This is a genomic window from Mucilaginibacter sp. KACC 22063 (assembly GCF_028736115.1).
Classification (GTDB): domain Bacteria; phylum Bacteroidota; class Bacteroidia; order Sphingobacteriales; family Sphingobacteriaceae; genus Mucilaginibacter.
On the sequence record NZ_CP117877.1, the window covers coordinates 3,336,292 to 3,349,746 of the forward strand.

Below are 13,455 nucleotides of genomic sequence, written 5' to 3' on the forward strand. Positions count from 1 at the left end.
TTTGTTATGCTGTTAATAATAAAGTTCTCTGTATGGCTGTGTAGCCTCGTATATATGCGCTAAAATGGCACGTTCAGTTTCGTTGAAGCTACGCTCGGCACGGCGCGAAAAAACGCGTTCAGCCGTCTCAAACATCTTGTTCAGGCTGTAAGGCACCATACCTTCTGCCCCGCCCCAGCTAAAATCTGGTATAAAGTTTTTAGGGAAGCCAGCACCAAACACATTCGCGCTTACGCCCACAACCGTACCCGTATTAAACATGGTATTGATTGCACATTTAGAATGATCGGCCATGATTAATCCGCAGAACTGTAATCCTGTTTTGCGATAGTGGCCAAGGCTGTAATCCCACAGTTTTACTTCGTCGTAATTATTTTTGAGGTTAGAGTTATTGGAATCGGCTCCGATGTTGCACCATTCGCCAAGTACTGAGTTACCTAAGTAACCTTCGTGCCCTTTTGATGAGTAGCCCCATATAATGGCATTATTGATCTCTCCCCCAACGCGCGAATACGGCCCTACAGTTGTTGCGCCGTATATTTTGGCACCCATTTTCACCTGAGAGTTATTGCACAAAGCAAATGCCCCACGGATATGTGTACCTTCCCATACCTGGCTGGTTTTACCTAAATAGATGGGGCCATTTTTGGTATTGAATGTTGCACAATCGGCAACGGCATCATCTTCGGCAAAGAAATCATCCCCTATGATAACGTTTGTAGAACTGATTGCGGCACTACTTCGGCCTTTTGTAAGCAAGGCAAAGTCCTTGCGCAACTCAATATCATTTTTGCGGAAGATATCTTCAGGATGGCGGATCACGACAGGTTCATGCTGCAAGTCCGTTACTTTACTAAATTGAAGATTGGTATTAAATCCTTTTGCATCAACATCCTTTAGCTTTACAGCTACCAACTGCTCACCATGCCTTAAAGCTTCGCCGGTTTGCAGCTTATCAGTAGCTTCTAAAAGTTGCTCATCAGGGCAAAAAGCGCCGTTAATAAACAAATTATCATTGCTTATCTGCATCGGAAATTTGACCTGCAAATAAGGCTGTGTATGGTAAGAAAATGTGGTATTTAGATACTTAGCCCACTTTTCGGCAATGGTTAAAATACCAATACGCAAATCGGCAACGGGGCGTGTAAAGGTTAAAGGCTGTAAGGTATGATGTGATGTATCGTCAAATAGGATGATGGCCATTGCACAAAAATAAAAAAGTCCCCCGTTTTAGGCGGAGGACTTTCCAATATTTTATTAGTAACCGATTATTTTTTGTAACGGTTACGGAATTTATCGATACGTCCCGCGGTATCAACCAGTTTCATTTTACCGGTATAGAACGGGTGAGACATATGAGAAATCTCTAATTTAACCAATGGATATTCGTTACCATCTTCCCATTTAACGGTTTCGCGGGTATCGATGCATGATTTAGTGATAAAAGAATAGTCGTTTGACATGTCTTTAAATACTACTAATCTATAATTTTTTGGATGCAGGTCCTGTTTCATCTTAATTACTTTCCTTTCAAAAGAGGTGCAAATATACGCTTTTACTTTAAAACTGAAAAGGTTCTAACAAAAAGTTTTTAACATTTATTTGAGGAGGGTTCTGAGCACTGATTACGGATTAAATTACTATATACATCTTATCGGTGATTGCTTCATCGCCCCGATAAATTATTGGGACTTTTCGCAATGACGCTTGGAGTTTATCAGAAATCACACCTCTGAACTCAGACATTTGTTTCTTGTCTCTCGGTTCTTGCTTCTCGTCTCTCAAACATCCTGGCATAACTCTATCAGCACACCATTAGCACTTTTGGGATGCACAAAGCATACCAGCTTATTGTCTGCGCCGCGTTTTGGTTTATCATTTAACAAAATAAATCCTTCGGCTTTCAGTCGTTCCATTTCAGCTTCAATATCACCTACAGCAAAAGCGATATGGTGTATCCCCTCCCCTTTTTTAGCTATAAAAGCAGCTATGGCGCTTGCTTCAGCGGTGGCTTCCAATAGCTCAATTTTATTCGGCCCGGTTTGTAAAAAAGCGGTATTTACATATTCAGATTCAACTTCTTCCGTTTTATAGATACTGGTATTCAACAATGCTTTGTAAATCTTACCTGCCGAAGCAATATCTTTTACGGCAATACCAATGTGTTCTATCTTTTGCATAGCCAAATATTGCAAATTAATGACTACCGCTTGCATGCATGACGGTTATTTGATAAATTTAAAATAAAAGTTTACTTATCTTTGTACTTGTAATTCAACAGAACTATGAACATTCCTGTATATTTAGATAATAACGCAACTACGCCGATGGACCCGCGTGTGCTGGATACAATGGTACCTTACTTTGTACAAAAGTTTGGTAACGCTGCCAGCCGTAACCACGCTTTTGGCTGGGTTGCTGAAGAGGGGGTTGATTATGCCCGCGAGCAAGTGGCTAAACTGATTGGTGCAAACGAGAAAGAGATCATCTTTACTTCGGGCGCTACCGAATCAGATAACCTTGCTATTAAAGGTGTGTTTGAGATGTACAAGGAAAAAGGCAACCACGTTATTACCGCGGTTACCGAGCATAAAGCTGTATTGGACACCTGCAAACACATTGAAAAACTGGGTGCGCGTGTAACTTACCTGCCAGTTAAAGAAGACGGCCTGGTTGACCTTGCCGAACTTGAAGCTGCCATGACCCCTGAGACCATCCTGGTTTCTATTATGTATGGCAACAACGAGATTGGTGTAATTCAGCCGGTTAAAGAGATTGCCGCTATTGCACACAAGCACGGTGCATTATTTATGACTGATGCTACCCAGGCAGTAGGCAAAATCCCTGTAGATGTAAACGCTGACGGCATTGACCTTTTAGCAATGTCGGCGCATAAATTATATGGCCCTAAAGGTGTAGGCGCATTATACGTTCGCCGTAAAGGACCACGTGTTAAGGTTACCGCACAAATGGACGGTGGCGGCCACGAGCGCGGCATGCGTTCTGGTACTTTAAACGTACCTGGTATTGTTGGTTTAGGTAAAGCCTGCGAAATTGCCCGCCTGGAAATGGCTGACGAAGCAGCACGCTTATCAAAACTACGCGACAAATTAGAATCGGCATTAACCGTACTGGAAGAAAGCTATGTAAACGGTAACGTTGAACACCGCTTACCACACGTAGCAAATATTTCTTTCAAATATGTTGAGGGCGAAGGCTTAATGATGGCCATGAAAGATCTTGCTGTATCGTCAGGCTCAGCTTGTACATCAGCATCATTAGAACCATCATATGTGTTAAAATCATTAGGTTTGTCTGATGATCTGGCACACTCTTCTATCCGTTTCGGTTTAGGCCGTTTTACAACTGAAGAAGAAATTGATTACGCTATTGAGGTAACTAAAAAAGCAGTTACCCACCTTCGCGAGCTTTCACCACTTTGGGAAATGTTTAAAGAAGGTATCGACCTTAACTCAATTGAGTGGGCAGAACACTAAAGAATGTGAAAATGTGCTGATTTGCAGATATGCAGATTAGCCCATTTTTAGAATATAATATATGAGGGACAGGAAACTGGCAACTCGCAACTGACAACTTAAAAATTTAAAGCCATGGCTTATTCAGATAAAGTAATTGACCATTACACCAACCCACGTAACGTGGGTACATTAGATAAAGCGAGCACCCAGGTTGGTACCGGCCTTGTTGGCGCTCCAGAGTGCGGCGACGTTATGCGTCTTCAAATTCAGGTTGATGATAACAACGTGATCACCGATGCTAAATTCAAAACTTTTGGCTGCGGTTCTGCCATTGCATCATCATCACTGGCTACAGAATGGTTAAAAGGCAAGTCAATTGATGAAGCAATGACTATTGACAATATGGACATTGTAGAAGAGTTGGCTTTACCACCGGTAAAAATCCACTGCTCTGTTTTAGCTGAGGATGCTATTAAAGCTGCCATTAACGATTACCGCGTTAAAAATGGCCTGGCTCCTATCGAGACTGAAAAATCGCATCACTAATTAGTAGCAGGTAGCTGGTATCAGGTCGCAAGACCTTTTATTTTAATCCCTTGTTTGGATTTAATCTTGATACTAACTGCCTGATACCTGATACTATAGATTAAAAATGGTAACTGTAACTGATAAAGCAAAAGATAAAATTGAAGGGCTAATGACCGATGCCGGGCTGGATAACTCGTATTTCCTACGTGTGTCTGTGCAAGGCGGTGGCTGCTCTGGTTTATCTTACAAGCTTGATTTTGATAACGAAGAGAAAAAAGGCGACCAGTTTTTTGAAGATAAAGGCGTAAGAATGGCGCTTGATATGAAATCGTTCCTTTACCTGGCAGGCACAGAGCTTGATTTTTCTGATGGCTTAAATGGTAAAGGTTTCAATTTCCATAACCCTAATGCAAGCCGTACCTGCGGCTGTGGCGAAAGCTTTTCCGTGTAATATTTAACACTTCGTATAACAACAAAGGCGCTCATTTGAGCGCCTTTGTTGTTTACTTAAAATTCACAGTTTATTATATTGCTTTTGCAAGCCACAAAGAAGCATTTAAGTGCAAAGCCGGGTGCGAGGTATAACCTGATGGTGCATCGCCCGACCAGCCGTTGAATAGATTATCGTTAGGATCGCCAGTACCGTCATCAGCCGGAGAACTATCGCCAACAAAAACGATACGGCCAGAACCGTAGGTCGATAACAATGCCATTACGCCGGTATTACCCCCATTGGTCGAGCTGCTTCTCCAGAATAAACCCTGTACATTCGAGTTATTTGCCGGGTATAGTGTTGCCGTACAGCCATCATAAAAAGCAAGTTTTGATGCCGTACCAGCAGCACCATTCAATACTTTCTGTGCGTTTGCATTGGTACCTGTGTAAACGTTACTTGTAGGCTGATCATTGATGTCTACGTAATCAATATTAAAACCGAAAGGGTTTGTGTTATTGATACCATTATTAGTCATCAGATCATTCCAAACGCGCGGCGAATCATAACCGTCGCCATCACGGTCCGAAGGATTATAACCGTTTGAATCAGTACCGGCAGTAGTAGCCGCAGTATGGTCGGCAACCATCATTAAGCCACCACCATTGGCCACAAAGTTCATCAAGGCTGTTTTTTCGGCTGTAGTAAATAAACGGTTAGGCTCAACAACTACAAACACATCATAATTACTTAAATCCTGTGCGTTTGATGAATTACCATAGGTAATGGTTGATCCGCTTGGCAATGATTCCACCAGTTCTCCACGTTTAACTAATTCAACTGCCCATGCAGATATACCACCTCTCCAGTAGGTTTCTGGTGTGCTTGAAGTAATACCTGTATAAGAAGGCGTAGGTATGCGTTGTGCTTTAGTTTCAACAGTAGTTCCTCCTGTGTAGGTAGGCACGTTTTCTGTACCGTCAGCATCTATCTGCCAGTCGGCGCTGCCTGCGTTTTCTAAATGGCTGGCATCGAACAGAAATTTCTTTCCGGTAACTACAGTACCCGTGCCACCACCACCGGTATTGCCACCGCCGTTGTCATTAATGGTAATGTCGTCGATATTAATACGGTTAGTGCCGCCACTTAGCTTACGAATTTCCAAGCGGGCGCTGCCTGTTGTATTTATTGTAAATGTTGAAGTAGCTAATGTTGACGTTGTTGTTACAGCCGACCCACATTGTGTCCAGCTGCTGCCGCCATCGGTAGAATAAAATAAGCCCCAGGTACTGGCTGCATCGCTGCTGTAAGTACCACTTTTAATAGTAACGGTGCTGATACCACCTGTTACATCAAACAGCATGGTGATCTTTCCGGTGTTACGGATACGGCCGCTCCATGATCCGGCTTTAAGATCGCCGCTCAAATTTCCAATAAGCGCGTCATACATGTTCCAAGAATTGCCCGACAAGGTGACATTATCGCCACTGCTTGAGCCCGTTGGCGATACATCATAAGCTGTTTTGGGGCTGGTAGAACCTACCTCGAAACCTTGGGTAAGCGATACGGCAAGCGTGCCGACAGTTTTTGTTTTTGTAGATGCAGGGTCGGCGTTTTGAGATAATGCCGGCTCAGCGGCATTCTTGGTGCAACTGGCGAAGGTACCTGCCAGCGCAAGTGCCAACAGAAAAGTAAAGCTTTGTTTTTTGTTTAGCATAAAGTGAGTTTTTAGTTGATTATTTTCTCTTGTACGCTAAATAAGTGTCGCAGGTTCAACAATTTACATTGTTATTAAGTTAATTAATCATTAACGGCCGGATAAGCCTAAGCCGTTGCACCCTAATTGGTTTTTACTTTTAAATAATTATTTTTGCTTTAATATAAACCCCCGATTAAGATTTAATGAACCTTGATTTAGAGATTAAAACCGTTCCGGAGCTACTTAGGAACGTGGTAAAGAATATCCATCCTGATACCCATACCTTCCTTATACACAAAGTAAAAGATGCCTGGCAGGAAATTTCATACCGCGAAACTTTAGATAAAGCCGATGCCATTTCGGCTTACTTTTTAAGCATTGGTATCAAAAAGGGCGACCGCTTAGGTTTACTAATTGACAACGGACCTGAATATATTTATTACGATCAGGCACTACAACAAATCGGCGCTGTTAATACGTCTATCTACCCTACCCTAACCGAGGCTGAAATAGAATACATCCTGAACGATTCGGGTACACGTACGCTGCTGGTAGGTAATCCCTTCCTGCTGCGTAAAGTACTTAAAGTGGCTAATAACTGCCCTGAGCTGATCCGCATTATTCCGGCGTTTGATGATTTTGAAAAATATACAGACAAGATCGACCTTACGGCAGGTGTAATTGGTTTTGACGATATGATTGCTGAAGGCCGCACCTGCCTTGAGGAATATCGGCTGCAAATAAACATTTGCCGCGAAGGTATTTTGCCGTCTGACCTTTCTTGTCTTATCTATACATCGGGCACTACAGGCACACCCAAAGGCGTAATGCTGATGCATAGCAATTTTGTGGAAACGGTACGTTACGGTCTTGATCAGATTTCTAACGTCGACCAGGACGACCTTTTCCTTTCATTCCTGCCGCTTTCGCACGTATTTGAGCGTTGTGCTACTTATTACATTTGCTGCGGCGCAGGTGCGCGTATTGCCTTTGCACAAAGCCTCGACCTGCTTGCTAAAAACTTAATGGAGGTAAAACCTACCATTATGAATTGCGTACCGCGTTTGCTGGAGCGCATACATGATCGCGCCAATAAAAACGGCATGGCAGCAGGCGGCATTAAAACCAAGATCTTTTTATGGTCGATGAACATCGGCCAGAAGTACCGTAAGGCTACCGAAAGTGGCAAAAAACCAGGTTTTGTTTTAAGCCGTGAATATAAAATTGCGCATAAGCTTGTATTCAGTAAAATTATCGAGAAAACAGGTGGCCGCTTAAAATTCCTGATCTCAGGCGGCGGTGCATTGCCACGCAATGTGGGCGAGTTTTTTGGTAACCTCGGCGTACCTATCCTGGAAGGCTTTGGCTTAACCGAAACTACAGGCCCTATGTGCGTTACCGAGTTTGAACGCCAGGTTTACGGAACCGTAGGCCGCGTATTTAAAGGCACCGAAGTTGGTATCCAAAATATAGAGACTGGTAAAATATATACCGTACAAACACACGACAGCTTTAATCCGGAGTTTCAATCAGAAGAAGGTGAGATCATTATCAAGGGTATTTCAGTAATGAAGGGCTATTGGAATAAGCCCGAAGAAACCAAAGTTGCCATTGATAGCGAAGGGTGGTTCCATACGGGTGATATTGGCCGTTTTTACAAAGGCTATCTGCAAATTACCGACAGGCTTAAGAACATGCTGGTTAACGCTTATGGTAAAAATATTTATCCAACCCCGGTTGAAAACACTTATCTGAAAAGCCACAAGATTGAACAGATATTCTTAGTAGGCGATAAACGCGAGCATATTACGGCGATCATTGTCCCATCAAGAGAAGCATTGCAGGAAACTTTTGGCTATACCGAGCAGTATTTTGAGCAGCCTGAATTGTTTATTAAAGACAAGCAGGTGATTGACTGGCTTAACCAGGATGTGCGCAAGCTATCGAACGAGTTGGCCAAATTTGAACGCATTAAAAACTTCAAGGTAAAACGTACCCCCTTCAGTATGGAAGAAGGTGAAATGACCGTTACGCTAAAAGCCAAACGTAAAGTTATCGAAAACAAATATGCTGATGCCATTAACGAGATGTATATGGTTGAAGCTGATGAGGCTTAGAATATATTAAAAAAACGTCATTGCGATCCGTCGGCAGACGGAGAAGCAATCCCTGATTTGCAAAAAGTAATTTTCAATTAGTGATTGCTTCGTCGTTCACTCCTCGCAATGACGTTTTAATTTTGATCGCTAAAAACCTCTCTAATCAGTGATTAAATCCTGGCAGTCTTTACTTAAACCAGCCAGGCGGCTATCTAAAAATTTAAGTCCCTGCTCGTCTTTGATATTCTTATAAAGCATTTTGATGAGCGAATGTGTGTCCTCGGTTGGGTCACAGGCTTGGGCCTTTTCAAGATAATGTAGCGTTTTCTTCACCTCCGCATTGTATAAAGCTGTTAACCGCTTATTCTCGTTGATGTTTGTTTTAGAAGCATTTAATTGCGCACCAATTTGATTTAGTTTTTTAACGTGCAGATAGCCAGCTGCCCTTTGCGCTACAAAATAGTTTGGTACCGAGTCAATTACTTTATCGTAGTAGGAAAGTGCCTGATCATACTGCTTATTACTATCATAAAGACTTGCCAGTAAAAAATTAAACTTTGCCCTGGTTTTCTCAGGCAACTTGTCTGCGTTAGCAGTAATCTCTTCACCTAATTGATTGCCCTTTCAGTTTGACCTTGTATAGCGAGGTCGTTAAAGTCTACATACTTTGAAAAAATATCTTCTGCCGTTTGCGCCTTAACTGATAACGAGATTGAAAATAAAATAATTGCTAATAGAAGTTTGTACATGATAAGGAGTAGTTTCAGATACTAATATAGCTTATCCATTATTAAGCGCAAGTTAAAAATTGCGTTAAAAGCTTAATGTTTCATAGAAGAGTGGTTTCAAAAAAATTGTCATTCTGAACGAAGAGAAGAATCTAATAATAAACTATAGTAAGCATCATGCAAAAGATTCTTCTCTTCGTTCAGAATGACAAAACAAACAATACTTACCAGGCGCTTACTCCTGTTTCCGGGTTATTTTCAATGCTATAGAATTGTCCGTTAGGGCCGTCTGCATCAAGCGTAGCAAACTTCACAATGTCAGCAGCGGCATCGGCTACGCTGCGGTGGCCGCTATGATGATTAAAGTCTGTTGCAGTATAACCTGGGTCAACCACATTTACCTTAAACTTGGTATCGCGCAATTCGTACGCTAATACCGTGGTGTAAGCATTTAAAGCAGATTTTGAAGGCCCGTAAGCAGCAGTTTTAACCTGATAATAGCGCCATGAAGGATCATTATGCAAAGTAATAGATCCCAATCCTGATGTAACGTTTACAATGCGCGGCTGATCTGCTTTTTTAAGCAACTCCAAAAACGTTTGCGTTACGTTTATCGCCCCGAAGAAATTAGTCTCAAATACTTCGTGAAACATTTCCAGGCTTGCTGTTTGTGCCGATTGCTCCATGCCTCCCAATATGCCGGCATTATTGATCAATGCATCCAACTGGTCTGTTTTAGAAGCAATGGATTGATAGGCAGACTGCACAGAAGCCGGATTGCTCACATCAATCTCTACCGTTTCTACATTGTCTAAACCTTCTGCTTTAAGTTTATTCACCGCTTCTTCGCCCCTGTTACGATCGCGGCTGCCTAAATAAACGTAATATCCTTTTTGTAATAGTTGTCTGGCGGTTTCAAAACCAATGCTTTTGTTAGCACCGGTGATTAATACTTTTTTCATATACGTGTGATGTTTTTATATGACAAAAGTATCGTTCAGTAAGTTTTAAAGCATTACACGCTTACAGGTATGCATGGTACTTTTTACGGACTTCACTCCTGAAGGTAAGCGGCGTGTAGCCGCTAAGCCGCTTAAAGAAACGCGCGAAATAAGACACGTCTGAAAAATTGAGCTTGAATGCCATTTCCTTTACACTAAGTTCGGTGTGGAAAAGCAGCCGTTTAGCCTCGAGCAGTATACGTTCATGAATATGCTCAATTGCCGTTTTGCCGCTTTGATATTTGACCGCTTCGCTCAAATGACCCGCAGAAATATTTAAAAGCTGGGCATAAGAAGCCACATCATGCAATTCGAGGTAGTGCTCTTCAACCGCAGACTGAAAGCGCTTTAAAAGCTTCTTATCTGCTGACGGTTCGGCATTTTCATATTGTGCAGTATAAATACGGCTAAGATAGATCAACATAACACGCAAATAAGCGTTCAGCATGCTGTTCTTCCAGTCGGCAGTGCTTTCGTATTCCTTAACAATCTTACCCGACAGGTCTTCCAAAAACGCGACATCCTCATTATTCAGCTTAAGTTGATGCCCGTTATACAAGTTCTGAATAATGGGTAGCTGGCTTAGTTCATCATTGCCACTGATGCTTAAAAATTCATTGGTAAAGCAGATGATATAACCGTTTATTGGCCGTGTATCTTCTTTTAAATGGATCTGATGTGGTACGGTGAAGTAAAATGAGTTTTCCTGTAATGTATAAGGCACCATATCCACCCAATGGCGGCTGTCGCCTTTCTTTACAAAAGCAAACAGGTAATAATCCTTCCGGTGCGGGGCAAGAAAATAGTTCTTTTCATATATTACATCACCTTGCTCCTGGTAAGCATGAAAGCATTCGGCCTTGTTGCAGAACGACTGCATTAGGGTATACTTTGGGATAATGGTGTTTGCCGCTAATACTTCCATGGCGGTAAATATAATATTTCAACCCATTCAAAGTACCCGGCTAACATTAGTTCTTATATCTCTAATTGCATGATTTACATCTGAATGAAAAAAGCTATTTTTGCACCCTTATAAAAAGTGTAAAATAAATGAGTATTGCAGCTTTATCTGAGCAGGAAATATTACGCCGCGAATCGTTACAACAATTACGCGCGCTGGGCATAGAACCCTACCCTGCCGAAGCATACCCTGTTAACGCATGGGCTAAGGATATTAGAGATAACTTTAATAGCAAACCCGACGCTTATAAACAGGTTTATATTGCAGGCCGTATCATGTCGCGCCGTATTATGGGCAGTGCCTCTTTCGTCGAAATTCAAGACTCGACAGGCCGTATACAGGTTTACCTGAAGCGCGATGATATTTGCCCTGACGAGGATAAAACGCTTTACAATACCGTTTTTAAAAAGCTGCTGGACATTGGCGATTACATTGGCATTAAAGGGTATGTTTTCCTGACCCAAACCGGCGAAATATCTGTACACACAGAAGAACTGACCATTTTAGCTAAATCGCTTAAACCGCTTCCTGTTGTTAAGCGCGATGAAAGCGGAAATATTTATGACGGGTTTACCGACCCTGAATTGCGTTATCGCCAGCGTTATGTCGACCTTACCGTAAACCCCGAGTTTAAAGAGATCTTCATCAAACGTACCAAGGTGATCAGCACTATGCGTAACTATTTTAACGAACAGGGCTGGTTAGAGGTGGAAACGCCTATCCTGCAAGCGGTACATGGCGGTGCAGCTGCTCGTCCGTTTGCTACGCACCACAATACGCTTGATATGCCTTTGTACCTGCGTATTGCGAATGAGCTTTATTTAAAGCGTTTGATCGTAGCAGGATTTGATGGCGTATACGAGTTTGGCAAAATGTTCCGTAACGAAGGTATGGACCGTACCCACAACCCGGAGTTTACATCAATGGAAATATATGTAGCCTACAAAGACTATGTATGGATGATGGAGATGGTAGAAAACTGCCTTGAAAAGGTGGCCACAGAGGTAAATGGTTCGACGTTGGTTAAAGTGGGCGACCATGAAATTAACTTCGCCGGCCCTTACGAGCGTTTATCGATGTACGATTCCATCTTTAAATACACCGGTATCGATGTATCAAACATGGACGAACATGCTTTGCGCCAAACCTGCCGCGATTTAGCCATTGAGGTGGACAACACCATGGGTAAAGGCAAGCTGATTGATGAGATTTTCAGCGCCAAGGTTGAAGCCAACTTAATACAGCCTACATACATTACCGATTACCCGGTGGAGATGACGCCGCTTGCTAAAAAGCACCGCACCAAAGAGGGTTTGGTTGAGCGATTTGAGCTGTTTGTTAACGGTAAAGAGATCGGCAATGCTTATTCAGAGCTTAATGACCCTTTGGATCAGCGCCAGCGTTTGGAAGACCAGCTGCTGTTAGCAGGCCGTGGCGATGAAGAAGCAATGGCTATGGACGAAGACTTTTTACGTTCGCTTGAATATGGTATGCCGCCAACATCGGGCTTGGGTATAGGCATCGACCGTTTGGTGATGCTGATGACCAACCAGAGCACCATACAGGAAGTATTGTTCTTCCCGCAGATGCGCCCTGAGAAAAAGGCCAAAGTGATTACCATTGATGACTTTGTAAACATCGGCGTGCCTGCCGAATGGGTACCGGTAATCAATAAAATGGGCTTCAATACGCCTGAAGAACTGAAAGCAGCTAACCCGAACAAGGTATTTAACGACCTTGGCGGCATGCGCAAGAAATTAAAGTTAGACTTAACAATGCCAGACAAAGACAGTGTTATGGCATGGTTTGCATAAGCATATTGAATGTCATGCCGAACTAGTTTCGGCATCTCAAACGCACTGGTAAAATCAGATTGTGAGATCCTGAAACAAGTTCTCCGAAGGAGTCTCTTGGACAGAATGACGTAAGGATAAATAAACGAAACAAGCCCGGCAAATTGCCGGGCTTGTTTCGTTTATGAGGTTTACCGTCTTTGGGATGAATGAAGCAAGCGGCCGTTCACCTTTCATATCTCTGGGATTGCTTCTTCTCCTTACGGCGAATCGCAATGACGTAACTGTGACCTATCATAGTTAAACAAAAGCGTTGTCATGCTGAGCTTGTCGAAGCATGGTGGGTGGCTTTTGATGTATGAACCGATTATATTCCTTAAAATTCATGCTTCGAGGGCCTGAGCATGACAACCCATAACCATTCATAACAAGCCACATCCTTAACCAAAACTTAAAATAACGATAATTATTTGTTTATAAAGGTTATATAGTTTTATGTTGGACACTTAAAGCTGAAAAGACATGACACTGGAGATAACTGAAAACGAATATCTGATCAAGCTCGACCGTACTAAATTCGGGCTTTCATTCCTGCGCAGCCTTTTAAAACAGGTTGAAGTAGCTAACCCAACCGAAGACGATCTGTTTTCATCAGAACGTCATTCGCGTATAAAGAATGATCCTGCTGAACCTGATTATTTTGGTTCTTTAGAAGATAAATAAAAGGGCTT

At 42.4% G+C, this 13,455-nt stretch carries 13 protein-coding genes; 6 read left to right on the plus strand and 7 right to left on the minus strand.

The annotated features are described in order from the left end of the window. Positions 1 to 12: 12 nt before the first annotated feature. The 3 genes from PQ461_RS14390 to mce all read right to left on the minus strand — a co-directional run bounded on the left by PQ461_RS14390 (position 13) and on the right by mce (position 2,180). On the minus strand, positions 13 to 1,203 hold the full coding sequence (locus PQ461_RS14390; RefSeq protein WP_274206222.1) for a GlmU family protein: 1,191 nt from the start codon (positions 1,201 to 1,203) through the stop codon (positions 13 to 15). 65 nt (positions 1,204 to 1,268) lie between these two features. Continuing rightward, complete coding sequence (locus PQ461_RS14395) at positions 1,269 to 1,514, minus strand: type B 50S ribosomal protein L31 (protein ID WP_274206223.1); 246 nt, start codon at positions 1,512 to 1,514, stop codon at positions 1,269 to 1,271. Between the two features lie 267 nt (positions 1,515 to 1,781). Continuing rightward, positions 1,782 to 2,180 carry a methylmalonyl-CoA epimerase gene (gene mce, locus PQ461_RS14400; protein WP_274206224.1) on the minus strand — a complete coding sequence of 133 codons (399 nt, stop codon included), beginning with the start codon at positions 2,178 to 2,180 and terminating at the stop codon, positions 1,782 to 1,784. A gap of 105 nt (positions 2,181 to 2,285) precedes the next feature. On the opposite strand from mce, the gene PQ461_RS14405 reads away from it, so the two are divergent. From PQ461_RS14405 to PQ461_RS14415, 3 genes are all read left to right on the plus strand, one after another. Next, on the plus strand, positions 2,286 to 3,497 hold the full coding sequence (locus tag PQ461_RS14405) for an IscS subfamily cysteine desulfurase (RefSeq protein WP_274206225.1): 1,212 nt from the start codon (positions 2,286 to 2,288) through the stop codon (positions 3,495 to 3,497). A gap of 114 nt (positions 3,498 to 3,611) precedes the next feature. Continuing rightward, positions 3,612 to 4,025: a Fe-S cluster assembly scaffold IscU gene (gene iscU, locus PQ461_RS14410; protein ID WP_274206226.1), complete on the plus strand. Its 414-nt coding sequence runs from the start codon at positions 3,612 to 3,614 to the stop codon at positions 4,023 to 4,025. Positions 4,026 to 4,131: 106 nt separating this feature from the next. Continuing rightward, positions 4,132 to 4,458 (plus strand): HesB/IscA family protein, encoded by a 327-nt coding sequence (locus PQ461_RS14415; protein ID WP_274206227.1) that lies wholly within the window; start codon positions 4,132 to 4,134, stop codon positions 4,456 to 4,458. Between the two features lie 73 nt (positions 4,459 to 4,531). Here PQ461_RS14415 and PQ461_RS14420 read toward each other — a convergent pair whose 3' ends face one another. Continuing rightward, on the minus strand, positions 4,532 to 6,157 hold the full coding sequence (locus tag PQ461_RS14420) for a DUF4350 domain-containing protein (protein WP_274206228.1): 1,626 nt from the start codon (positions 6,155 to 6,157) through the stop codon (positions 4,532 to 4,534). Positions 6,158 to 6,342: 185 nt separating this feature from the next. Here PQ461_RS14420 and PQ461_RS14425 point away from each other — a divergent pair, with 185 nt between their 5' ends. Then, positions 6,343 to 8,256: an AMP-dependent synthetase/ligase gene (locus PQ461_RS14425; protein WP_274206229.1), complete on the plus strand. Its 1,914-nt coding sequence runs from the start codon at positions 6,343 to 6,345 to the stop codon at positions 8,254 to 8,256. A 141-nt stretch (positions 8,257 to 8,397) separates the two neighbouring features. On the opposite strand, the gene PQ461_RS14430 is transcribed toward PQ461_RS14425, so the two are convergent. The 3 genes from PQ461_RS14430 to PQ461_RS14440 all read right to left on the minus strand — a co-directional run bounded on the left by PQ461_RS14430 (position 8,398) and on the right by PQ461_RS14440 (position 10,892). Then, positions 8,398 to 8,817: a tetratricopeptide repeat protein gene (locus PQ461_RS14430; protein WP_274206230.1), complete on the minus strand. Its 420-nt coding sequence runs from the start codon at positions 8,815 to 8,817 to the stop codon at positions 8,398 to 8,400. Between the two features lie 373 nt (positions 8,818 to 9,190). Next, positions 9,191 to 9,928 carry an SDR family oxidoreductase gene (locus tag PQ461_RS14435; protein ID WP_274206231.1) on the minus strand — a complete coding sequence of 246 codons (738 nt, stop codon included), beginning with the start codon at positions 9,926 to 9,928 and terminating at the stop codon, positions 9,191 to 9,193. Positions 9,929 to 9,989: 61 nt separating this feature from the next. Continuing rightward, positions 9,990 to 10,892, minus strand: a complete 903-nt coding sequence (locus PQ461_RS14440) for a helix-turn-helix domain-containing protein (RefSeq protein WP_274206232.1) — start codon at positions 10,890 to 10,892, stop codon at positions 9,990 to 9,992. Positions 10,893 to 11,020: 128 nt separating this feature from the next. Here PQ461_RS14440 and lysS point away from each other — a divergent pair, with 128 nt between their 5' ends. Beyond that, positions 11,021 to 12,745 (plus strand): lysine--tRNA ligase, encoded by a 1,725-nt coding sequence (gene lysS / locus PQ461_RS14445; protein WP_274206233.1) that lies wholly within the window; start codon positions 11,021 to 11,023, stop codon positions 12,743 to 12,745. Between the two features lie 501 nt (positions 12,746 to 13,246). After that, the gene (locus PQ461_RS14450; RefSeq protein ID WP_274206234.1) at positions 13,247 to 13,447 is read left to right on the plus strand and encodes a hypothetical protein; all 201 of its coding nucleotides are present in this window, start codon (positions 13,247 to 13,249) and stop codon (positions 13,445 to 13,447) included. Positions 13,448 to 13,455 lie beyond the last annotated feature (8 nt).